Annotated in this window: 18 protein-coding genes; 11 read left to right on the plus strand and 7 right to left on the minus strand. The window is 61.0% G+C overall.

Annotation, left to right across the window (positions count from 1 at the left end; all coding sequences use genetic code 11):
- Nucleotides 1-83: 83 nt before the first annotated feature.
- The 3 genes from JC607_RS17020 to JC607_RS17030 all read right to left on the minus strand — a co-directional run bounded on the left by JC607_RS17020 (nt 84) and on the right by JC607_RS17030 (nt 3,062).
- On the minus strand, nt 84-719 hold the full coding sequence (locus JC607_RS17020) for a sulfotransferase family 2 domain-containing protein (RefSeq protein WP_198838091.1): 636 nt from the start codon (nt 717-719) through the stop codon (nt 84-86).
- 63 nt (nt 720-782) lie between these two features.
- The gene (locus JC607_RS17025) at nt 783-1,796 is read right to left on the minus strand and encodes a class I SAM-dependent methyltransferase (RefSeq protein WP_198838092.1); all 1,014 of its coding nucleotides are present in this window, start codon (nt 1,794-1,796) and stop codon (nt 783-785) included.
- A gap of 129 nt (nt 1,797-1,925) precedes the next feature.
- Nucleotides 1,926-3,062: a PQQ-dependent sugar dehydrogenase gene (locus JC607_RS17030; RefSeq protein WP_198838093.1), complete on the minus strand. Its 1,137-nt coding sequence runs from the start codon at nt 3,060-3,062 to the stop codon at nt 1,926-1,928.
- Between the two features lie 244 nt (nt 3,063-3,306).
- Between JC607_RS17030 and JC607_RS17035 the strand changes: the two genes are divergently transcribed.
- The 8 genes from JC607_RS17035 to JC607_RS17070 all read left to right on the plus strand — a co-directional run bounded on the left by JC607_RS17035 (nt 3,307) and on the right by JC607_RS17070 (nt 12,137).
- The gene (locus tag JC607_RS17035; protein ID WP_198838094.1) at nt 3,307-4,509 is read left to right on the plus strand and encodes an ABC transporter substrate-binding protein; all 1,203 of its coding nucleotides are present in this window, start codon (nt 3,307-3,309) and stop codon (nt 4,507-4,509) included.
- Between the two features lie 144 nt (nt 4,510-4,653).
- Nucleotides 4,654-5,445 carry an ABC transporter ATP-binding protein gene (locus JC607_RS17040; protein WP_198838095.1) on the plus strand — a complete coding sequence of 264 codons (792 nt, stop codon included), beginning with the start codon at nt 4,654-4,656 and terminating at the stop codon, nt 5,443-5,445.
- On the plus strand, nt 5,438-5,986 hold the full coding sequence (locus JC607_RS17045; protein ID WP_198838096.1) for a hypothetical protein: 549 nt from the start codon (nt 5,438-5,440) through the stop codon (nt 5,984-5,986). Before JC607_RS17040 ends, JC607_RS17045 begins: the two co-directional genes overlap by 8 nt.
- Complete coding sequence (locus JC607_RS17050) at nt 5,986-6,699, plus strand: ABC transporter ATP-binding protein (RefSeq protein WP_198838097.1); 714 nt, start codon at nt 5,986-5,988, stop codon at nt 6,697-6,699. Before JC607_RS17045 ends, JC607_RS17050 begins: the two co-directional genes overlap by 1 nt.
- Before the next feature lie 181 nt (nt 6,700-6,880).
- Entirely contained in the window at nt 6,881-7,228 is a 348-nt protein-coding gene (locus JC607_RS17055) for a hypothetical protein (RefSeq protein WP_198838098.1), read from the plus strand.
- On the plus strand, nt 7,228-8,232 hold the full coding sequence (locus JC607_RS17060; protein WP_198838099.1) for a branched-chain amino acid ABC transporter permease: 1,005 nt from the start codon (nt 7,228-7,230) through the stop codon (nt 8,230-8,232). The genes JC607_RS17055 and JC607_RS17060 overlap by 1 nt, the downstream gene beginning before the upstream one ends.
- Nucleotide 8,233: 1 nt before the next feature.
- Complete coding sequence (locus JC607_RS17065; RefSeq protein WP_198838100.1) at nt 8,234-9,529, plus strand: branched-chain amino acid ABC transporter permease; 1,296 nt, start codon at nt 8,234-8,236, stop codon at nt 9,527-9,529.
- Nucleotides 9,530-9,716: 187 nt separating this feature from the next.
- A complete protein-coding gene (locus JC607_RS17070) occupies nt 9,717-12,137 on the plus strand; it encodes an FAD-dependent oxidoreductase (protein WP_198838101.1) in 2,421 nt (806 codons plus the stop codon).
- A gap of 163 nt (nt 12,138-12,300) precedes the next feature.
- On the opposite strand, the gene JC607_RS17075 is transcribed toward JC607_RS17070, so the two are convergent.
- Entirely contained in the window at nt 12,301-13,176 is an 876-nt protein-coding gene (locus JC607_RS17075) for a Mu transposase C-terminal domain-containing protein (protein WP_198838102.1), read from the minus strand.
- Between JC607_RS17075 and JC607_RS17080 the strand changes: the two genes are divergently transcribed.
- Nucleotides 13,175-14,608, plus strand: a complete 1,434-nt coding sequence (locus JC607_RS17080; protein ID WP_198838103.1) for a hypothetical protein — start codon at nt 13,175-13,177, stop codon at nt 14,606-14,608. The genes JC607_RS17075 and JC607_RS17080 overlap by 2 nt on opposite strands.
- A 265-nt stretch (nt 14,609-14,873) precedes the next feature.
- On the opposite strand, the gene JC607_RS17085 is transcribed toward JC607_RS17080, so the two are convergent.
- The 3 genes from JC607_RS17085 to JC607_RS17095 all read right to left on the minus strand — a co-directional run bounded on the left by JC607_RS17085 (nt 14,874) and on the right by JC607_RS17095 (nt 20,322).
- A complete protein-coding gene (locus JC607_RS17085) occupies nt 14,874-15,749 on the minus strand; it encodes a hypothetical protein (protein WP_198838104.1) in 876 nt (291 codons plus the stop codon).
- Between the two features lie 94 nt (nt 15,750-15,843).
- Nucleotides 15,844-16,083 (minus strand): hypothetical protein, encoded by a 240-nt coding sequence (locus tag JC607_RS17090; RefSeq protein WP_198838105.1) that lies wholly within the window; start codon nt 16,081-16,083, stop codon nt 15,844-15,846.
- 585 nt (nt 16,084-16,668) lie between these two features.
- A complete protein-coding gene (locus JC607_RS17095; protein ID WP_198838106.1) occupies nt 16,669-20,322 on the minus strand; it encodes a vitamin B12-dependent ribonucleotide reductase in 3,654 nt (1,217 codons plus the stop codon).
- 701 nt (nt 20,323-21,023) lie between these two features.
- Here JC607_RS17095 and JC607_RS17100 point away from each other — a divergent pair.
- Nucleotides 21,024-21,956: a DMT family transporter gene (locus JC607_RS17100; RefSeq protein ID WP_198838107.1), complete on the plus strand. Its 933-nt coding sequence runs from the start codon at nt 21,024-21,026 to the stop codon at nt 21,954-21,956.
- A 141-nt stretch (nt 21,957-22,097) separates the two neighbouring features.
- Complete coding sequence (gene eno / locus JC607_RS17105) at nt 22,098-23,375, plus strand: phosphopyruvate hydratase (protein WP_198838108.1); 1,278 nt, start codon at nt 22,098-22,100, stop codon at nt 23,373-23,375.
- Nucleotides 23,376-23,427 lie beyond the last annotated feature (52 nt).

Consider the following 23,427-nt stretch of genomic DNA (forward strand, 5'->3'; position numbering starts at 1 on the left):
CTCATGGCGCCAATCTAACCCGCTGACTCACAAACATGAATCCGCAGATCAGAGGAATAGCGCAACAAAGCCACCTGGATCTTTCAGGCCGGGATTTCCACGAATTTGTTGAACCAGTGATATTCCTCGCCCAGAAGACGATGGGCCTGTTCCACCACGCGATCCGGCAGATCGAGTTTGCGACCGGATTTGCGCTCCTGCACGCTGGCGCTGATTGCTGTCCCCAGAAGGTCGTTCAGCTTCGTGGCGAAATCCTCATAGCGGTCAGTACGCCCGATCAGGGTAAAGCGGTGCTTGCCCCAATAGCGCAGGAAGTTCTTATAGACCATCCGCATATTCGGGGCCTTCATGATATACTGGATGATCGTGACGTTGCCTTTTGCAATTTCACGACCGAATTCGGCGAAGAACCCGGTATCATCGGGACGCTCAAGCCCCCATTGCATATGAAAATGGTAATTCGAGATCACCCGGTCCAGCGGATCGCGCACCAGCGCGATATACCGAAACTCTGGACCGATATAGCGATCGATCGGGAAATGGCCAAAAATCAGATCGTTAACGCCGAAATTCCGGAGGTCTGCATTGGCATCGATGAATTGCGGCCCGTTATAGGCCTCGTAATCCTCATGCATCTTGATGCCACTGGTGCGCAATTGCGTCAGCAGACTCGTCCCCCCACATTTCGGCACATGGGGAAACACATAACAGGTCTTCATCAGATTTACATTCCAGTTCTGGCGGTTGGCTGCCCGGAAGATCCCACGCGCTTACACTTGGTCTCAGTCCGGAACCCGGATCATGCTTTCAGGCGTGCGACCCTTATAAAACCTAGGGTTCTCAACAGGTTGCTTGCGGAGCCTTGCATAGATCTGCGTTGGCTTCAGATAGCCCAGATCAGTCAGGATCTCATTCAGTTCTTCAATAAAGGTGATGAAAGCGGCGTCGCGCGGATCATTGGCATTGTAGTGATGGCCATAGCCGCGATCAACAAAGGTCTCGGCCAGATTGCCCCAGCCGATAAAGGTGTCGAAATGGAAATAGCGCACCAGAAGCGGCAGGATATCCTGCGCCCGGATTCCTTCGAACCCTTCGCCGGAACAATCGTGATTTAGGAAATCCTCGCCCTTGAAGTTCAGCTGCAAATGGGTGCGGCGCTCGGGCGGAAGAAATTTCCAGATCGAATTGATGATCTTATAGGCTTCCGGCCAGCGCATATGGCCGTTGCGACCGATCACGTCGAAGGTGACGAAAGAGGCGGCATCCTCCATCGCATTTCTCGTGGTTTCGAACAGTTTTTCCAGCTCGACAATGTGATGCAGCGCGTGATGCGCCATCATGGCCCCGAATTTGCGGTCCGGGACCCAATTGTTCAGGTCAACCTCGAGTGGCACGAACTTATCTGCGATCCCGGCCTCGCGGGCGGTCTCCATCGCGCGGGCATTCTGGATTGGTGACAATTCCAGCAACACGAATTTGAAATCCGGAAAGCCCAGATGAATCATATGGCGTGCAATGGTGTTTTCCAGACCGCCATCACCCGATCCGATACTGCCTATATTGGGATTACCGGTCGCTTTGATGCTTTCGATGAAAGCATGCGCATAGATATCTATGTGGTTATGATGACCGGTGACCTCGGTGATACGGGGCCGGATGAAGGTCTGCGACCAGAAATCAAATATGCCTGACAGTTCGTCATGCATATTGCCCTTCTCTTCATATTGGCGGATTTGCTCGGAAACACGCTGTTCATGGCTGGCGTCCCGGGCATCGCGGCGCAACTCTGCACACATTCGATTCGTCACCTTTCGCTGTCGCTGCATCGCTAACGTGGCGGGAAAAACGCGGCAAGCCTGAACTGCCTGTCCGCGCCGCCAAAGGCGCCGGACCGCCGGTCGCCTCGTTTTAGCGTGGATTTACCCTTATTCAACGGGGGCCAGGCGATAAATCGCGCCCGCCGTTTCCGACAGGAACCAGATCGCCCCATCCGGCCCCTCCCTTATATCGCGCACGCGGCCGGTTTCGGGGGCGGTGATGCGTTCTTCTGCCCAGCCGGTGGCGGCGGGCGTTTCGGGATCGAGCCGCGAGATGAAATCGAGCTTCAGCGAGCCGGTGAAGACATCGCCCTTCCATGCAGGGACCAGCGCCCCCGAATAGACCATCAGACCCGAAGGCGCGATGGAGGGATCCCAGTAATGCAGAGGCTGGTTCATCCCGTCCGCATGGGTGCCGCTGCCGATTTTCGTACCATTGTAATTCACCCCGTAGGAAATCACCGGCCAGCCGAAATTTTCGCCTGGCTGTGACAGGTTGATCTCGTCACCGCCCTTCGCCCCATGTTCCGAGACCAGAAGGCCACCATCGGGCATGGCGGCGGCGCCCTGGATATTGCGGTGCCCGACCGAAAAGATGCCCGTCCGCCAGCCGGTCTGCGCGACATCCGGGCGGCCATCCGGGCTGCCATCGCGCGCGATGCTGATCACCTTGCCATGGCTCAGGGCCGGGTCCTGTGCCTCAAGCCCCGCCGGGCCGGTGCCACGGTCGCCGGTGGTGATGAAGATATTGCCCCTCGCCCCCTCGACGATGCGCGCACCGAAATGCCGGCTTGCGGCTGCTGTATCGCCGGTGAACAGGGTCGCAAAGTCCTCAAGCCGGCTGTTATCCGCAGAGAGCCGCCCCCGCCCGGCCATGGTCGCAAGCCCCTCACCGCTCCGGCCCGCCCAGGTCAGCCAGATCTCCCGACTGGTGGCGAAATCGACGGGAACCATCACATCGAGCAGCCCGCCCTGCCCCAACACGGCCACCTCCGGCAGGCCGCTGATCGCCTGCATATCGCCCTCGGCAAGGCGCAAGAGCCTGCCGCCCTTTTCGGTTACCAGCAGACTGCCATCGGGCAAAAAGGCAAAGCCCCATGGCATATCGAACCCCGCTGCCACCCGGGTGATCTCCATCGGGCCAGCCGAGGTCTCGACCCTGCCCTGCGCCCCGGCGGCACCCGCGCCGGCCAGTATCGCAAACGCCAGGCCGGTCAGGGCCGTCTTCCCTGCGGATTTGATCATCACGCGCCCTCACTTCCGCATCCCACCGCCAGAGCTTCCGGCAAAGTTGCCGCCAAAGCCCCGGGCTGACTCTCCGGTTAAATCTCCGGGTCAGGTCTCCGGGAGAAAAGATAGGGGCGGCTCTCCCGCGCTGCGAGGGTTGATAAGGAATTTATCCCTCTGAACTGGTTTTTTCGGCGCTTTTCTTTTGAAATCTGCCCGGCTAGGGTCGGGAAAGGATCTCGGTCCAATCAGGGAGATATCAATGAAAAAGTTTCTGCTGGCCACTGCGGCCTGCGCGCTGGCGGCTGGCTCGGCCTCGGCTGAGGATGTGAAACTCGGCATCCTGCTCGGCTTCACCGGCCCCATCGAAACCATCGCGCCGAATATGGCGCTGGCGTCGGAAATGGCGATCAAAGAAGTGAACGACTCCGGCAAGGCCGCAAATGGCTGGGTTTTCTCGGGCGTGCGCGCAGACAGCAGCTGCATTGATGCGGCCCTCGCCACGGCAGCCGCCGAACGCCTGATCACCTCGGAAAGCGTCAAGGGCATCATCGGCGCCGATTGTTCGGGCGTGACCCGCGCCGTGCTGACCAATGTCGCCATGCCGAACGGCATCGTGATGATCTCGCCCTCGGCCACCTCGCCGGCCTTGTCGGATGATCCGGATGAAGGTCTCTTCTTCCGCACCGTGCCCTCGGATGCCCGCGAAGGCATCATCATGGGCGACATTCTGGCCGAGCGTGGCGTGAAGTCGATCGCGATCTCCTATTCCAACTCGGATTACGGCAAGGGCCAGGCCGATGCGATTGCTGCGGCTGCCGAAGCAAAGGGGATCAAGGTCACCATCAACGCATCGCATGACGATGGCAAAGCCGATTACTCGGCCGAAGTCGCGGCGCTGGCAGCAGCAGGCGGTGATGTGCTCGTGGTGGCGGGCTATGTCGACCAGGGTGGCAAAGGCATCATCCAGGCCGCAGTCGATACCGGCGCCTTCACGACCTTCGGCCTGCCGGGCGGCATGTTCGGGGAATCCCTGACCGAAGCCATTGGCGCCCCGCTGGAAGGCTCTTACGGTCAGCACCCGTCGTCAGACGCCGCCGGCTACCAGACCTATCTGGACATGGCCACCGCCAATGACCCGAGCTTCGACGGCACCACCAACTTTGCGCCGAACACCTATGACGCGACTGCAATCATGATCCTTGCCATGCAGGCCGCCGGCTCGACCGATCCGAAAGTCTACAAGGACAAGATCATGGAAGTCGCCAATGGCCCCGCCGATGGCTCGGGCGAGGTGATCAACCCCGGCGAGCTGGGCAAGGCGCTGGAGCTGATCGCCGCCGGCAAAGCCATCAACTATGAAGGCGCCACCGGCGTGACCTTCCTCGAGAATGGCGACGTCACCGGGCGCTACCGCGAATATGAAATCAAGGACGGCAAGTGGGAAACGGTGAAATATCACTGATTTCCGGCTGACATTGGGGCAATTGCCCCGGTCTCTGCCTTGACAGGCCTTGCAGGCCCGTGCATCCGCGCGGGCCTGTGACAAACAAAGCGCCACCCGGCCGCGTCTGACGGCAGTATCAGCGGGGGCAATCAGGGGATGTGTATGATCCGGGTCGAGAACCTTCACCGGCATTTTGGCGGTTTTCATGCTGTCGATGGCGCCAGTCTTGAGATCCGCACGGGCACGATCACCGGGCTGATCGGTCCGAACGGTGCCGGCAAATCTACCCTGTTCAATGTGATCGCTGGCCGGCTGCCGCCGACATCCGGCAAGGTCTTTATGGATGGCGATGAGATCACCGGCCTTGCGCCGCATGAACTGTTTCACAAGGGCCTTCTGCGCACCTTCCAGATCGCCCATGAATTCGGCTCGATGACGGTGCGCGAGAATCTGATGATGGTGCCGGGCCAGCAGCACGGCGAGCATCTGTGGAACGCCCTCTTCTCACGCGGCAAGATCCGCGAAGAAGAAGAACGGCTGCGCGCCAGGGCCGATGAGGTGCTTGAATTCCTGACCATCAGCCATATCGCCGATAACAAGGCGAGCCAGATTTCCGGCGGGCAGAAAAAGCTGGTGGAGCTGGGCCGCACCATGATGGTCGACGCGAAGGTGGTCTTTCTGGACGAGGTCGGTGCCGGGGTGAACCGCACACTTCTGAACACGATCGGCGATGCGATCGTCCGGCTGAACAAAGAGCGCGGCTATACTTTCTGCGTGATCGAGCATGACATGGATTTCATCGGCCGCTTCTGCGATCCGGTGATCGTCATGGCCGAAGGCAAGGTTCTCGCCGAAGGCAGTGCCGCCGAGGTCCGCGCCGATGAGCGGGTGATCGAGGCCTATCTGGGCCGCGGGTTGAAGAACAAGCTGAAGGATGAGGCAACTCATGGTTGAGACCAGACGCAAATGCCGCCTGGCTTCTGCCCTTTTGGTCTCAATGGCAGTCAGCTTTTTTTCGGCTGGTTCGCCACCTGCACATGCTCAGGCATCGGCAGGCTGTGCAAATTTGCTCGCATCGAGCTTTTGCCCCGGTAATTCGGGATGGAAGATCGCCGAAATCCCCTACCCTTCGACAACGTATTTCGCCAACAAGTCAGCCCGTCTCACCGGAGAGCTGAAGGTGGGGCTGAACAACGGCATTTCGCTGAAGGATCTGCTGGCGAGTCATCAGTCCGCTATGGACAAGGACTCAAGATTTTCCGCGCCGCCACGCCTTTTTGATGAGACAGAGACCGAAATAGTCGGGCAGCGCGGCGTCAGGCGCATCTGGCAGCTTCACACAGGAAAAAAGAAGCCATTCCTGGTGGTGACCTGTGCTTTGCGCGACAGTTTCAGCCTCTGCGTCACAACGTTTCATAAAAACAGCCGCTTCGACAAGGCTGAGCTTGACCTTCACAAGGCCCTTGTCACCTCTTTAACCTACAGGCCTTCGTAATGGCACATCCTTTTCTCATCGGTGAAAATATGACCGGCGGCTATGGCCCGGTCGATATCCTGCATTCCTGCACGCTTGCGGTCGAAAAGGGCGAGATCGCGGTGATCGTCGGCCCGAATGGCGCCGGCAAATCCACCGCGATGAAGGCGGTGTTCGGCATGCTGTCCTTGCGATCCGGCACGGTACGGCTGGATGGCGAGGATATCACGAAACTCTCTCCCCAGGCGCGGGTGCGCAAAGGGATGGGGTTCGTGCCGCAGACCCAGAATATTTTCACCACGATGACGGTCGAGGAAAACCTCGAAATGGGCGCCTTCATCCGCGAGGATGAGGGCATCCAGGATACAATGGCGCAGATCTATGACCTGTTCCCGATCCTGAAGGAAAAGCGCAACCAGGCGGCGGGCGAGCTTTCCGGTGGCCAGCGCCAGCAGGTCGCGGTCGGACGCGCATTGATGACGCGGCCCAGGGTGCTGATGCTCGACGAGCCGACCGCCGGGGTCTCGCCCATCGTGATGGATGAGCTGTTCGACCGCATCATCGAGATCGCCCGCACCGGCATCTCGATCCTGATGGTGGAACAAAACGCCCGCCAGGCGCTGGAGATCGCCGATAAGGGCTTTGTGCTGGTTCAGGGCGCGAACCGCTATACCGACACGGGTGCGGCGCTGCTCGCGGACCCCGAGGTCCGCAAATCCTTCCTCGGGGGCTGAAAAGGTGCGCAGCATCCCCCCGCTGGCCCCTGTGCCGCTTTCTTCGGGCCCCGCCCTGGCGGTTCGGCGTCTCAGCTGCAATGCGGTTTTCAGATGTGATGCTTTCGCTCACTTTTGCTCATTCCACATGCGCGCGCCCCTCGCCGCTCTGCCCCTGTCAGCCAGGAAGGCGGCGCTTGCCATGGCAGTCCTTTGCACCCTGCCCCCCCTGACTGTAAGTGCCCGCACTCTCGACTGCAGCGTCCGGTATGAATGCTCCGGCGGCAGCTGCAAAGAGACGAGCCGCCATTACCGCACCTATGCCGGCCCGGAAAAGATTGAGGTCCAGAGCCAGGGCTATGCGACCGATCTTGTGATGCTCGACAGAACCTCGGGCGGCGATCTTGTTTACGGGGGCCAGATCGGCCCGAATCTCTATGGTGTCTTCTTTCTTGCCCCGTCGAGTGCTGCGCAGCTGATGTTGCAGGGCGTCAATGGCTGGTCGGAAAACAAGACCGAAATGCTGATTTGCACGGAGGCCAAGGGCTGATGGATATTCTGAACGCCCTTGTGGCTTTCGCCAATTTCGTGCTGGTGCCGGGGCTGACCTATGGCAGCCAGCTGGCGCTTGGCGCGCTTGGGGTCTCGCTGGTCTTCGCGGTGCTGAGGTTTTCGAATTTTGCGCATGGCGATACGATGGCGCTTGGCACGGTGATGGCGATCCTCTTCACCTGGATGCTGCAAAGCTGGGGGGTCTCGGCCGGCCCGCTGCCAACGGCGCTGATCGCGCTGCCATTCGCGATCCTCGCGACCTCGGTGCTGGTGCTGGGCTCTGATATCGTCGTCTACCGCTTTTACCGCCGTGCCAAAGCGAAACCGATCATCCTGATGATCGCCTCGATCGGCGTCATGTTCGTGATGAATGGCCTGGTGCGGATGATCCTTGGCACGCGGGAGATTCAGTTTGCCGATGGCGAGCGCTTCCTGCTGCCACCCGCCGCCTTCCGCGCCGCGACCGGGCTGGCCGAGCCTCTGGCGATCCGCACCTCGCAGGCGGTTTCCGTGATCGTCGCGGTGATCTGCGTTGTGGCACTGTTCTGGTTTCTGAACCGCACCCGCACGGGCAAGTCGATGCGGGCTTTTTCCGACAATGAAGATCTGGCGCTGCTGTCGGGGATCAATCCGGACCGCGTGGTGATGGTGACCTGGATCATCGCGGCGGCGCTGGCGACCATTGCCGGCACGCTCTACGGGCTTGATAAAAACTACAGGGTCTTTGTCTATTTCGGCATGCTGCTGCCGATTTTTGCCAGCGCCATTGTCGGCGGGCTTGGCTCGCCCATCGGCGCGATCATCGGCGGCTTTGTCATCGCTTTCTCGGAAATCCTGATCACCAACGCCTGGAGCAAGATCCTCGGCTATCTGACGCCGGAGGGCTGGCTCGGAGACGGGCTCTACCAGGCGCTTTCGACCGATTACAAAGTGGCGGTGAGTTTCGTGATCCTGATCATCGTGCTTCTGGTGAAGCCCAATGGCATCATGGGGAGCAAATAAGATGCGCAATACCCTTCTCTTTGCCGGCGTCGCGACCCTCTTCCTGCTGACCGGTTTCTTCCAAAGCTGGAACCTTGCGCTCAATATCCTGAACCTTGCGCTGATCTCGGCGGTGATGGCGATTGGCGTGAATATCCAATGGGGCTGGGCCGGGCTGTTCTCGGCCGGGATCGTCGGCTTTGTTGCCCTTGGCGGGGTTGGGGTGGCGCTGGTCTCGGGCAACCCCGTGGCCGGCGCCTGGGAGGCCGGGACGCCCGAAATCCTCTCGGCGCTGGTCTTTGGCGCCATTGCAATCGTGCTGGCGGTCTGGATGCAGAAAAAGCTGCCAAAGGGCAGCACGCGAACGCTGGCGACCATCGCTTTCCTGCTGGTCTGTTTCTTCATCTACCGCGCGCTGCTTGACCCTGCCGTCATGGCGGTCGAGGCGAATGACTCGTCGAAAGCCGGGCATATCGGCGGTCTCGGGTTCAACTCGCTCTGGGCCTGGCCAGTGGGTGCGGCGCTGGCGGGGGCCGTGGCCTGGGTGATCGGCAAAGTGGCGCTTGGCCTGCGCGAGGATTACCTCGCCATTGCGACGCTGGGGATCGGCGAGATCATCATCGCCGCCCTGAGGAATGAGGACTGGCTGGCGCGCGGGGTCAAGAACCTGATCGACCTGCCCCGCCCCTGGCCGGTGCCATATGAGCTGGAACTGCAGCGCAATCCGGATTTCACCGACTGGATCGGGCTGGTGAATGCCGATCCGGTTCCTGCCTCGGCCATTGCGGTGAAACTGCTTTATGCGGGCCTGTTTGCCATCATTGTGCTGGTGTTGTTGTGGCTGTGCGAGCGCGCGCTTAACAGCCCCTGGGGGCGCATGACCCGCGCCATCCGCGACAATGAAATCTCGGCCGCCGCAATGGGCAAGAATGTCAAATACCGCCATTTGCAGATCTTCATCCTCGGCTCTGCCGTGGTCGGTCTGGCGGGGGCGATGATGACCTCGCTCGATGGCCAGCTGACACCGTCAAGCTATGCGCCGCTGCGCTTTACCTTCCTGATCTGGGTGATGGTGATCGTTGGCGGTTCGGGCAATAACAAGGGCGCCATTCTGGGCGGTATCCTGATCGGCTGGCTCTATCTGGCGGCAGAATCCTTTGGGCCGATGATCATGGGCTGGCTGACCTCGGTTCTGCCGGCAGGTCCGGTGAAGACCCAGCTGGCGGAATCTGCGGCGCATATGCGGCTCCTGATGCTTGGGGTGATCCTGCTGCTGGTGCTGCGCTTTGCGCCGCGCGGACTGATCCCCGAGAAATAGGACTGTCCGGCCCCCGGGCATAGTCGGCACAAAGGGGCACCCGCGACAGGTGCCCCTTTTTAATTCCAATACCGCCTTTGCGACAGATCAGGCAAAAACGACAATGGCTGTCGCTGTCTGACAGGCCGTTTTTGGCATCTGCCGCCACTCTGACCACATGTTCCAGCAGCAGAGCGGAGACAGGCTCATGAAATCCCATGCCCGCGTGGTGGTGATCGGCGGAGGCGTTGTCGGCTGTTCGGTGCTCTACCACCTGACAAAGCTCGGCTGGTCGGATGTGATGCTGATCGAGCGCTCGGAACTGACCTCCGGATCGACCTGGCACGCGGCGGGCGGGTTTCACACCATGAACGGCGACACCAATATGGCGGCGCTGCAGGGCTATACGATCCGGCTTTACAAGGAACTCGAAGAGATCACCGGCATGTCCTGCGGGCTGCACCATGTCGGAGGCGTGACGCTGGCCGACAACCCCGCGCGGTTTGAACAGCTGAAGGCCGAACGCGCGAAACACCGCTATATGGGGCTCGATACCGAGATCCTGACCCCTGCTGAGATTTCGAAAATGACCGATGGCATGGTCAGTCTCGACGGTATCATCGGCGGGCTTTATGATCCGCTGGACGGGCATCTTGACCCCTCTGGCACCACCCATGCCTATGCCAAAGCCGCGCGGATGGCGGGGGCCGAGATCGTGCTGCACAACCGCGTTCTGGAGACCAATCCGACGAAAGACGGCTGGGAAGTGGTGACCGAGAAAGGCACCGTGACCTGCGAGCATCTGGTCAATGCCGGCGGCCTCTGGGCGCGGGAAATCGGTGCCATGGCCGGGGTTTACCTGCCGCTTTTGCCGATGGCGCATCAGTATCTGGTCACCGAGGACATCCCCGAGATCATGGAGATCCTCGCCCAGGGCCGCGAATTCCCGCATGTGATGGATCCGGGCGGCGAGAGCTATCTGCGCCAGGAAGGTCGCGGGCTCTGCATCGGATTCTATGAAAAACCCTGCGAGCCATGGGCGCTTGATGGCACGCCCTGGACATTCGGCCATGAGCTTCTGAACGAGAATTTCGATAAGATCGAGGAGTCGGTCGCCTTTGCCTATCGCCGCTTCCCGGTTCTGGAACGCTCGGGCGTCAAGCGCGTGATCCACGGGCCATTTACCTTTGCTCCGGACGGGAACCCGCTGATCGGGCCGGTGCCGGGGCTGAGGAATTACTGGTCGGCCTGTGCGGTGATGGCGGGCTTCAGCCAGGGCGGCGGTATGGGTCTGGCACTTGCGCAATGGATGATCGAGGGCGAGGTCGAACGCGACCCGCGCGGCTTTGATGTGGCGCGTTTCGGCACCTGGACCAGCCCCGGCTATACCGTGCCGAAGGTGATCGAAAACTACCAGATGCGCTTCAACGTCTCTTACCCGAACGAGGAACGCCCCGCCGCCCGCCCCTTCCGCACCACGCCGATGTATGACGTGTTTGACGGGATGGGCGCGGTCTGGGGGAGCCAATACGGGCTTGAGGTGGTGAATTACTTCGCCCTGCCCGGCGAGCCGCGCTATGAGACGCCGACCTTCAAACGCTCCAACGCCTGGGAGGCCACCGCACGCGAGGTCAAAGGCCTCCGGGAAGGCGTCGGCATCAATGAGCTGCAGAATTTCGGCAAATACCTCGTCAGAGGTGCGGGCGCCCGCGCCTGGCTCGACCGGATCATGGCCGGACGCATCCCGAAACCGGGCCGCATCTCGCTGACACCGATGCTGGCGGTCTCGGGCAAGATCATTGGCGATTTCACCGTCTCCTGCCTGTCTGAGACCGAATTCCAGCTGACCGCCAGTTACGGCGCGCAGGGCTGGCACATGCGCTGGTTCGAGGACCATGCCGCGCCCGGCGTCACCGTTGAGAATATCTCGGATACACGGTCCGGCTTCACCATCGCCGGACCGAATGCCCGCAAGCTGCTGGCGCGTGTCACCCGTGCGGATGTCTCGGCGAAATCGTTCAGATTCATGGATGTAAAGCCGATGACCGTCGGCATGGCGAATTGCCTTGTGCAGCGCGTCAGCTACACCGCCGATCTGGGATATGAGATCTTCTGCGACCAGATGTCGGTGCGCCATCTCTGGGATGTGCTGATGCAGGCCGGCGCGGATCTGGGCATCACCCCCTTCGGCATGCGGGCGATGATGAGCCTCCGGCTCGACAAATGGTTCGGCTCCTGGGGGCGCGAATTCTCGCCCGATTACACCCCTGCCGAGACCGGTCTTGACCGGTTCATCGCCTGGACAAAACCCGTCGACTGGATCGGCAAAGAGGCCGCTCTGAAGGAGCGCGAAACCGGCCCCTCCCGCCGCCTCGTGACGATGGAGGTCGATGTCAGCGATGCCGATATCGTGGCCTGGGAACCGGTCTGGCTTGACGGAAAGGTCGTCGGCTGGTGCACCTCGGGCGGCTACAGCCACTGGACCGGCAAGTCACTGGCACTGGGCTTCATCCCCGCCGGCCGCGTCGAAGACGGGCTGGCGCTGGAGGTCGAAATCCTCGGCGAGCGCCGCCCGGCACGGGTGCATCTGGCGCCGGTCTGGGACGATGGCGGCCGGATGCGCGACTGATCTGGAACCGCGTCCGGGCCGAGATCGTATCGCCCCGGCGGAGCCTGCTCAGGATAAGCCGCCAATCTGAATGCGCCAACCCGCGCGCGCCGTTTCACCGATGTCTTCGACACAGGAAGTCTGGAGGCCGGTCGCGATCACCGCAGCCTTGGCCTCAGCTTCCCTAGCCGTGATGAAACTGCGGCCGAAGATTGCGCTCCGTCGCAATGAACTGCATCTGTTCATACCGCTCGCGACGGACTCGGACGAGGCGGGCTTCGAAAACCTCGGTTTCATCGGGATCTTCTGCGCGCGCCGCCAGGGCAATTTCCTGGAATTCATGCAGGGTCAGCCCCTTCATCGCCGTCCAGGTCAGTTCAGCCAAAACCGGCTCCTGATGCCCTTCGAACACAAAGCTGACGTGGTCGATACAATCGGGATCGGTGTAAACAGCAACTTTTCCGTGACTGCTGTCCTTCAGGGCCTGAAGCGCAGGCGACGTATAGGAAAGACCGAAGGCCTTCACACCGTCATCGGTGACGGTGTTCTCCATCAATTCGACCACACGCAGCGCGATGCGGCGCTTGCGATTGCCCCGCTTCCACGCCTGGTCCGGCAGGGACATTTCATCATACCCAGACTCGCGGAACCGCTGGCAATATCTGAACAGGGTCCGCCCGCCGGGAAGCGGGATCACAACCTTTTCCGACCCACCCCGCAATTCAGTTCCAGAGACGATGATCGGCGTGGCCGTGAAATGCTCTGCTGCTGCCTTACGGATCAACTTGCGGATCTCCGGCTTGTCCAACATGACGGGATAGATCCGAAAGCCGCGGTCCTCCAAAGCATCAATCCCCATGCAAAAGGCGAGACGGGGATCGATTTGAGCCTGAATGCTCGGACGCAACTGGTCCCGGTAGTGAAAACCACCGTCACCGATGCGCGCGGCCGCTGCAGACGTGGTGTTCTGCATGTTGGCAGCAGACACGCCGGGCAGCCGCAGATAATGCAGGGCCTCGCGGCAGGATAGGACCTCCGTATTGCCGGTTCCGAGGTCCATGAAACGGTATCGGCGCGATCAGGCGGCGATGATGCGGCAGCGCTATGCCGTGCGGTTCACCTGCGCCCCGGGTCGCAGGCGGCCATCATCCATCGCTCAGAGGCCAGAGGACTCCGGCATCGTCATCGCACCGAAGCGACTGAATGACGAGATGGCTGCCATCCTCAGGTTCAAGACGGCGACCTTCGCGGATCTCGGCCTGCAGCGGAACGGTGTTTGGGGAACCGAGACTGCCTCGCAGAAGGTCGAGCATTTCGGGCTCTGGTTCGGCGCCTTCGCGGCCCCGCCCGAAAGCGAGGTGCAGGGGCGCGGCGTCGATCCAAAGCTGCTGACCTTCGCGATGATGATCTTTCCACAGGTCTGGGACTGGTATCTGACATGGCGCGAACGGCGCCGTGGATTCTATACCAAATGGGAAGTCGATCTCCTTTCCATCGCCGCCGCCTTCTGCCGGGAGGAGACCGGCTGGCTGCGCCAGACCCCGCGTATCGCAGACACCCTGCGTGAGATCGACGGGCTGATCAGCGGTCAGGAGATCTCTGCAATCCATGCCGACTGGGCCGGAGCATGCGAGCGGATGTATAAGCACGCCCGGCGGCGCATCAAGGAAATCGACCGCGTCGCCCGGAACCACCGCGATCCGTTCGAGCCCATCCTGCCGGTGCTGGAGGCCCCGAGCCCGGTCGGAGAGTATCGCAAGATCACCGAAGAAATCCTGAACCGGATGCCTGATGAGCGACATCATCCGCGTGCTGCGGCGGAGTCAGTCAGGTCCTTTCTGCTGCTCCGCATCGGCCTGCACACTGGCTTGCGTCAAAAGAACCTGAGGGAACTGCTGCTGTGCAAACCGGGCAACCTGCCCACGCCGGAGCGCAAGCCCGAGGATATGAAACGCGGCGAATTGCGCTGGAGCAGCCGCCATCATGGCTGGGAGATCCTGATCCCATCTGTCGCGTTCAAAAACGCCAATTCGTCCTTCTTCGGATCAAAACCGTTTCGTCTGATCCTGCCAGACCTTGGCCGCCTCTATGAACTGCTTGAAGCCTGGATCGACCGGCACCGCAGCAGGCTGATCGGCGCCGCCGCCGATCCTGACACCCTCTTCGTCAAGACGGCGAAGATGACCAGCACCAATGCCGCCTATTGTCAGAACACATTCTATGAGGCCTGGCGGACGGCGATCCAGCGCTATGGTATCTGCACCCCTTGGACAGCGCGCGGAGCCATCAAGGGCCTGCTGCCCCACGGTCCCCACAACGTCCGGGACGTTCTGGCCATGCATATCCTGAAGCAGACAGGATCCTACGAACAGGCCAGCTACGCAATTCAGGATACTGCCGAGATGGTGGCGCAGCACTATGGGCGCTTCTTGCCCCAGGACAAAGCCGAGATCGCGGCCAGAATCCTCAATCAGGTCTGGCAGGCGGCCTGAGGCTTTAGATGGCAGGGGGCAAATGTATCGCCCTCTGCCTCGAAAGTTCAGTGAGAGAGCGCAATCGTTGCCAACCGGTCTCAACTTCCATCGGCTCTGGAACTGCCGAAAATCGGCAGATTGTGAATCCGATATGTCCCTTTAGGCATCAGATCCCCGGTTTTGGTGAGATTCCGGATGCCTTTTACAAATTGGGACGCAGACGCCGGATACTGAGTTCTGTAGCGCCATCCCAGTTCGACAAGTCTATCCAGGGCGCATGCGATCAATGCCCTCGCGCCTGCCAGTCGGCGACCGAAAAGACGGCGACATCGCCATCCGAGATGATCGGGATGGGCACGTTGAGCCCTCCACCGATCGCGACGAGTTCTTTCGTCTTAACGATCACATATTTCTTGTCGAAATCACTCACTTCGGCTTCCGGGATCATTGGTATTGCACCAACACCATCCCTCGGTGATCGCTGAAACGTGTTAAGCAGACCAGCGGCCGTGATTTCCTCAAGAAATTGCACATCGACACTCAAGCCTCGCGCAGCATCATACAAATCGAGCATAGGCCGAATCTGCCCATCGGAAGCAGCCTCTGAATCTTCAGGCAGGATCCTGATGGCGTGATAGTCGACCCGACCCATCAGCCGGCTTGTTCCCGGCAGCTTGCCGTCCAAAGCCAATCGCAGCACATCAGGGGCAGTCATGCGGAACAGTCGACAGATTGACCTGGTGTCGCGCCCGGTATGGCCGTCGCCTTCCGGAAGCGCCCCGATCCAGGATGAGAAGCCCAGAACACTGGCACGATCCAAACGCGGCCGAAGACCTTCGCCAATCGTCGAATGACACAGCACGCCGGCATCGACCAGTGTGCCGATCGTGAATTTACTGACACCCAGCATCTCGGTGGCCTCGCCAGGACCTGCATCTTCGATCGCACCATCGCGCAGGGCAGATATCACCCAGACCGGGATCAGCCGATCCGGGCCAGACTTGGAGAGGTCCAGATGACCTTCGGCCTCCAGCTGTTTGCCCAATCTCTTCGGGTGGAGATCAAGTTCCTTTGCGCCAGACTGAAGACTGTGCAAGCGTCGTTCCACCACCTTTTCATCCAGCGCCAGTTCATGGCGATCAAGCGGCCAGGTGCTCATGATGTGGCTCCGCAGGATCGCACGAACCGGTTCGAACCGTGAACCCGGCCGAAACCGCATCGGCAAGCTCTCCAGAGCTTCATGATTTCACAGCTCAGTTCTTGCAGAACAGCAGGGAGACACCGATCATCTCGGCACATTCCCCCACGACATCGATATCCAGCTTGTCGATCCATGCGTCGCCGATCCGTTCTTCGAGGCGGTCTTGCGCCCAAATCTCGAAACGCGGGTCGCCGCTGACGGTTGTGCCCGGCACATAATGCTCGTGCCAGGTTGCCGAAAAATCGTTGGGAACGAACGGCGAGGCATCGACCAGATGCGGCCCTGGCAGCAACAGCGCCTGGCCTGGACGAGGGCCCACAGCGGTCGAGACGCAAGACCGACGCCTGCGGCGCGATCCTGAGATAGGCATTCCGGGCAGGCGCGCACCCGCCGTCTGTGGATCGCCGAAAGAGCCAGCCGTTCTGACCTGAAACAGACAAGCCCGTCATCCGAAAGCCGGAAGGTGCGGTTCATCAGATCGCGCGTGTCTACGCCACCATAGCCGGCCAGGCGCTGTATCTGACCTTCATCACCGTGAAGCAGAGCCTTCAGATCCAGCCCGAGGTGCCCACAGTGGCTGGAAAGCCGACCCGCCATTCGCCGCCGCAAGACGTGAGGCGAAGGAGAGCATTGTCTCCTCTGGCAGCAATGGAACGGTAACGGGAAGGGCCATCGGATGCGCTTGCTCAACTCCTGTCGCAACGTGGCGACACAACACCCTGATGTGAAACGGGAAAGGCGCGGATCCATGCAGATCCGCGCCTTTCCGTTCAGTGTCGGCTCATATGCAGGAACGCAGGTCTTGACAGGGTCAATGCAAGCCTATGGCTAAAACCAGCACTCTTATGCTCCAATGACAAATGCCCCCGCCGCGCCCTCAACTGCAGCCGGTGGTGCCGCCGCAGGTGGTGCATTTCAGGCAGGTTCCGTTGCGGACCAGCGTGTAATTGCCGCACTCAGTGCAGGAATCCCCGGTATAGCCCTGCAGTTTCGCGCGGCTCCGCGCATCGGACCCGGCATTCAGCGCAGCAAGGCTGCTGCCGGGCGGTCGGCTGCCCGGGATCAGCATATTCAGGGCCGTCACCGGATCGATCCCGGCTGCTGCCTTGTCATGACCCGGAAGGAGATCCTGCGGCAGGCGATTTCTCAGATAGCCGGTCGAACTGATCGATTTCAGAAGCTCCACCGAACGTGTCACCGGCGCGGCTGCGGCGCGCTGGTCGGGCTTTCCCTCGTCATCGCCACGACCGAGATCGTCAAACGCGGTGCCCTTGGGCGCGACATGCGCCAGATCGGTGCGATCAAGATAGGAAATCGCCAGTTCGCGGAAGATGTAGTCGAGGATCGAGGTCGCGTTGCGGATTGAATCGTTCCCCTGCACCATCCCCGCCGGCTCAAACCGGGTGAAGGTGAAGGCATCGACGAATTCCTCAAGCGGAACACCATATTGCAAGCCGACGCTCACAGCGATTGCGAAGTTGTTCATCATGGCGCGGAAGCCCGCACCTTCCTTATGCATGTCAATGAAGATCTCGCCAAGCGCGCCATCGGCATATTCGCCGGTCCTGAGATAGACCTTATGGCCGCCGATCAGCGCCTTCTGGGTATAGCCCTTGCGCCGCTCGGGAAGCTTCTCGCGGTGGCTGCGGACGATCTCTTTGACCACCACTTTCTCTATGATCTTTTCAGCGATCACCCGGGCCTTTTCCTGCGGCGTGCCGGTCTCCATCACCTCTTCGGCCTCATCATCGCCTTCGATCAGCGCCGCCGCCAGCGGCTGCGACAGTTTCGATCCGTCGCGATAGATCGCATTGGCCTTGACGCCGAGGCTGTGCGAGAGCGCATAAGCCGCCAGCACCTCGTCGACCCTGGCCGAGGACGGCATATTGATCGTTTTCGAGATCGCGCCCGAGATGAAGCTCTGTGCCGCGGCCATCATGAGGATATGGCTTTCGACGCTGAGCAGACGGTTGCCCTTGCGGCCACAGGGGCTGGCGCAGTCAAAGACCGCAAGATGCGCCGGGTTCAGATGCGGCGCGCCCTCCAGCGTCATGGTGCCGCAGACATGATCATTCGCCGCCTCGATCTGGGCGCGGGTAAAGCCAAGATGTTTCAGCAGATCGAAACCGGGATCCATCAGCTCGGATTCCGGAATGCCGAGCGTGCCTTTGCAGAACTCTTCGCCAAGCGTCCATTGATTAAAGACAAAGCGGATGTCGAAGGCCGTGGGCAAAGAGGCCTCGATCTTCGCGATTTCGGTGGCCCCAAAGCCATGACCGATCAGCGCGGTATGGTTGATCGCGGGCGCCTGCGCGAGGCTGCCATGGCCGACCGCGTAAGCCACAATCTCGGTCGCCTGATGCGCGGGATAGCCGAGCGTCTCAAGCGCCGCCGGCACCGATTGGTTGATGATCTTGAAATAGCCGCCACCGGCAAGTTTCTTGAACTTCACCAGCGCGAAATCGGGCTCGATCCCAGTGGTGTCGCAATCCATTACCAGACCGATCGTGCCGGTGGGCGCGATGACCGAGACCTGGGCATTGCGGAAGCCATGCACCTCGCCCAGCGACAGCGCCTCATCCCAGGCGAGCCGGGCAAGTGCGACCAGCGCCTCATCGGGGCAATTCACATGATCAAGCGCGACCGGGGCCACGTTCAGCCCGGAATAGTCGCCGCTGCCATTGGCCGCCGCGCGGTGGTTGCGGATCACCCGCAGCATCGCATCGCGGTTCTTCGCATAGCCGGGGAAAGCGCCCAGCTCTGCCGCCATCTCGGCAGAGGTCGCATAGGAAATGCCGGTCATGATCGCGGTCAGCGCGCCACAGAGGGCGCGGCCCTGGGCGGAATCGTAGCCGAGCCCCATATTCATCAAAAGCCCGCCAATATTGGCATAGCCGAGGCCCAGGGTGCGGAATTCATAGGATCTTTGAGCGATTTCCTTCGACGGGAATTGCGCCATCATTACCGAGATTTCCAGCGTCAGCGTCCAGAGCCGGCAGGCATGGACAAAGGCCTCGGCCTGGAACCGCCCGCCCTTCCAGAAGGTCAGCAGGTTCAAAGACGCCAGATTGCAGGCCGTATCATCGAGGAACATATATTCCGAACAGGGGTTCGAGCCCCGGATCGGCCCGTCTTCCGGGCAGGTATGCCAGGCATTGATCGTGTCATGAAACTGGATCCCGGGATCGGCGCAGGCCCAGGCGGCATGGCCGACCTGATCCCAGAGATCGCGGGCCGAAACGGTTTTCGCCACCCCGCCATCGGTGCGGCGGACCAGCTCCCATGGCAGGTCGTCGCGCACCGCCGCAAGGAAAGCATCCGTCACCCGCACCGAATTGTTCGAATTCTGGCCGGAGACGGTGGAATAGGCTTCGGAATCCCAGTCGGTGTCATAGGTCGGGAATTCGATCGACTGGAACCCCTGGGCGGCATATTGCAGCACGCGATTGGTATATGTGTCCGGGATCAGAGCTTTCTTCGCCGACCGGATCGCGGCTTTCAGGGCCTTATTCCGGCCCGGATCAAAGGCATCCGCCTCATTGCCATCAAAGGCGCGGATCGCCGCAAAAATCCCGTTCAGCTCGCGCTCATGCGCTTTGGATCCGGCGACCAGCGAGGCGACCTTCTGCTCCTCGATCACCTTCCAGTTGATGAATTGCTCAATATCGGGGTGATCCATGTCGCAGATCACCATCTTGGCCGCGCGCCGCGTGGTGCCACCGGATTTGATCGCCCCTGCCGCCCGGTCGCCGATCTTCAGGAACCCCATCAGGCCCGAGGATTTGCCGCCCCCCGACAGCTTTTCATTCTCGCCCCTGAGCGACGAGAAATTGGTGCCGGTGCCGGAGCCATATTTGAACAGACGCGCCTCACGGACCCAGAGATCCATGATGCCGCCCTCTTTCACCAGATCATCCGAGACCGACTGGATGAAACAGGCATGCGGCTGCGGGTGCTCATAGGCGCTGGAGGATTGCACCAGTTTGCCGCTGACATGATCGACATAGAAATGGCCCTGCCCCGGCCCGTCGATTCCATAGGCCCAGTGCAGCCCGGTATTGAACCATTGCGGTGAATTCGGCGCCGACATCTGCCGCGCCAGCATATAGCGCATCTCGTCAAGATAATGCTGCGCGTCTTCCGCGCGGGTGAAATAGCCGCCCTTCCAGCCCCAATAGGCCCAGGCGCCGGCAAGGCGGTCAAAGACCTGCTTTGCCGAGGTCTCGCCGCTATAGCGCTCACCCTCGGGCAAAAGCGCCAGCGCCGCCTCATCCGCGACCGAGCGCCAGAGAAATTCCGGCATGTCCTTTTCTTTGACCCGCTTCAGCCGCGCCGGAACGCCCGCGCGGCGGAAGTATTTCTGGGCGATCACATCCGATGCGACCTGGCTCCAGCCCTCGGGCACCTCGACCGCGTCATTGCGAAAGACGATGCGGCCATCCGGGTTGCGGATCTCGGATGTGGTGGTGGTGAAACGCACCGCGCCCCAGGCGCCGCCCGTGGCATTGGTAAATCTGCGCTCGATTTTCATTGCTCTGTCCCCTGCTCTGTCCCCTGTGGGCCATTTGCGGCCCTTGTTTTTGCGGATGTAGCGCTGGTCGTGACATCCCGGGCCTGAACCACCACACGGGGCCCGGTTCCGCCGACAAAAGCCGGCCTGGAAAGGTCTTGGTGTAACGAATACAACATATGGTGGTCTGACTTGCCTCGCGAGCAACGTGTCGTAGGAAAACCGCAGTTTCAACGGATTTATTTCCGTCCTGGTCCGCATTGTCATCTTGACGTCACGGGGTCACATGCCGGGGACGGGCCAGGCCCCGCGAGAGGGTTCATGGGGCGCGGATGTGGGCAAATCTGTGGACGTTTCCGGGATGTCTTCTGGCCGGTGCCGGCTTTTCCCTCCGATCCGGGCGGTTTGGCCCGAAAGCTTCACATCGCGGATGAAGCCTGGCCAGATACGCGGTGCACTGCGTTAGCCTGTGGAAAACAGCCATGCGAGCGATTCCCCAAAGGGCCGTGTGTCGTGCAGGGCAAAAATGTCGCAGCCGCGCGAAATCGCAAACAGGGGTCGCCGTTGCCTCATTCTGTCGCAGGTGAGACGGCTGTGTCACTTTCCCCTGCGTAAAACTCGGGCTAAGAGCAGGAAAATCATCGCCAGATGCCGGGCGCAAGCACGCCCCCGATGGCAAAACCGGCCCAGGGGCTGGCAGGCGGTGTGAAGGAGTTTAGCGAATGAGTGCCCCGAAAGCCGCGCCGGAACGCGCCGCAGAACGCGCGGCCGCAAGCGCTGCCGCAAGCGTGACTGAAAACCGCAGGGCCGCAGTGCTGATGGTCAGCGCCATGGCCGCATTTGCCATCGAGGATACTTTTCTCAAACATGCCGCAGTCTCGATGCCGCCGGGCCAGGTCCTGGTGATCAACGGCCTTGCGGGGGGCGGTATTTTCGCGCTTCTGGCGCTGCGTCGTGGCGAGGCGGTGTTCAGCATGGCCGCTTTGCGCGGCCTGGCGCTGATCCGCAATGCTTCCGAAGGGGTGGCGGCTTTCACCTATCTGCTGGCGCTGGCGCTGGTGCCGATGGCGATGGCTTCGGCGCTGTTGCAGGCGTCGCCCCTGATGATCACTGCGGGGGCTGCGCTGTTTCTGGGCGAGACCGTCGGCTGGCGGCGCTGGATCTCGATCCTGACCGGCTTTGTCGGTGTGATGATCATTCTGGAACCCTGGAAGACCGGGATCGACATTGCCGGCCTCGCCATGGTCGGCTGCGTCATAGCCCTGTCGGTACGCGACCTCGTGACGCGGCGGTTGCCGCCGCATCTGGGAACGATGAGCCTTTCCTCCTGGGGGGTGCTTGCCTCGGTCCCTGCGGGCGTGCTTCTGATGCTGGTGCGCGGCGAGGGCTTTCAGGCGCCCGCCCCCGAACAGGGTGTGGTGCTGGCCTGCGCGGTCTTAGCCGGGCTGATCGGTTACTATATGGTGGTCGAGTCGATGCGGATCGGCGAAGTCTCGGCCGTGGCACCGTTCCGTTACACGCGCCTGGTATTCGCTTTCATACTGGCTGTCCTTTTCCTTGGCGAACATCTGAGCCTCAATGTGGTGATCGGATCGGGCCTCGTGATCCTGTCCGGCCTCTATATGTTCGGCCGCGCCAGAAAACGGGCGCATTAACCAGAACGGAACAAGCCCTGCAAAAAACACGCAGGCCTGGGGATTGCCGCCCTTCCCCAGGGCGGCGGCTCCCGCTAAACGGGGATCGGGATCGGCCCATCCCGCCCGACTGAAACAGAAACGTCTGACCCGGAGCTTACGATGAGCACGATCATTGACATTCACGCCCGCGAAATTCTCGACAGCCGCGGCAATCCGACCGTAGAGGTCGATGTGGTGCTGGAAAGCGGCGCCATGGGCCGCGCGGCAGTGCCCTCGGGGGCGTCGACCGGCGCCCATGAGGCCAATGAGCGCCGCGATGGCGACAAATCCCGCTATTTCGGCAAAGGCGTGCTGGAGGCGGTGGCTGCCGTCAATGGCGAGATCGCCGAAGAGCTGGTCGGCTATGATGCCACCGAACAGACCGGCATCGACCGCACCATGATCGAGATGGATGGCACGCCGAACAAATCGCGCCTTGGCGCGAATGCGATCCTCGGCGTCTCGCTCGCGGTGGCAAAGGCTGCGGCGGAATACACGACCCAGCCGCTCTACCGCTATATCGGCGGAACCTCGGCGCGCGTGCTGCCGGTGCCGATGATGAATATCATCAATGGCGGCGAACATGCCGACAACCCGATTGACATTCAGGAATTCATGATCATGCCGGTCGGCGCGGATGATATCCGTGACGCGGTCCGCATGGGGTCGGAAGTCTTCCACACGCTGAAGAAAGAGCTCTCGGCGGCGGGCTATGGCACCAATGTCGGCGACGAGGGCGGCTTTGCGCCGAACCTGTCATCGAGCCGCGTCGCGCTTGATTTCATCCTGAAGGCCATTGAAAAGGCCGGCTACAAGCCCGGCGAGGATATCTACCTCGCGCTGGATTGTGCTGCGACCGAGTATTTCAAGGGCGGCAAATATGAGATGAAGGGCGAAGGCATCTCGCTTTCCTCGGAAGAGAATGCCGAATACCTCGCGAAGCTCGCGGCGGATTACCCGATCATCTCGATCGAAGACGGTATGGCCGAAGATGACTGGGCGGGCTGGAAGCTTCTGACCGACAGGATCGGCAATAAGATGCAGCTGGTGGGTGACGATCTTTTCGTGACCAATCCGCGCCGTCTGGCCGAGGGCATCAGCAAGGGCATCGCAAATTCGATGCTGGTGAAGGTCAACCAGATCGGCACCCTGACCGAGACGCTTGAGGCCGTCGATATGGCGCATCGCGCGCGCTATACCAATGTGATGTCGCATCGTTCGGGCGAGACCGAAGACAGCACCATTGCTGATCTCGCCGTGGCGACGAATTGCGGTCAGATCAAGACCGGCTCGCTGTCGCGCTCGGACCGGATGGCGAAATACAACCAGCTGATCCGTATCGAAGAGATGCTGGGCGAAACCGCCGAATACGCGGGGCGTTCGATCCTGAAGGGCTGAGCTCAGCCAGAAGCCGGATTTTTTCAAAAAAATCCGGCTCAAATTTCGTTTC

Origin of the sequence: Paracoccus sp. IB05 (genome assembly GCF_016405985.1) — a bacterium.
GTDB lineage: Bacteria > Pseudomonadota > Alphaproteobacteria > Rhodobacterales > Rhodobacteraceae > Pseudogemmobacter.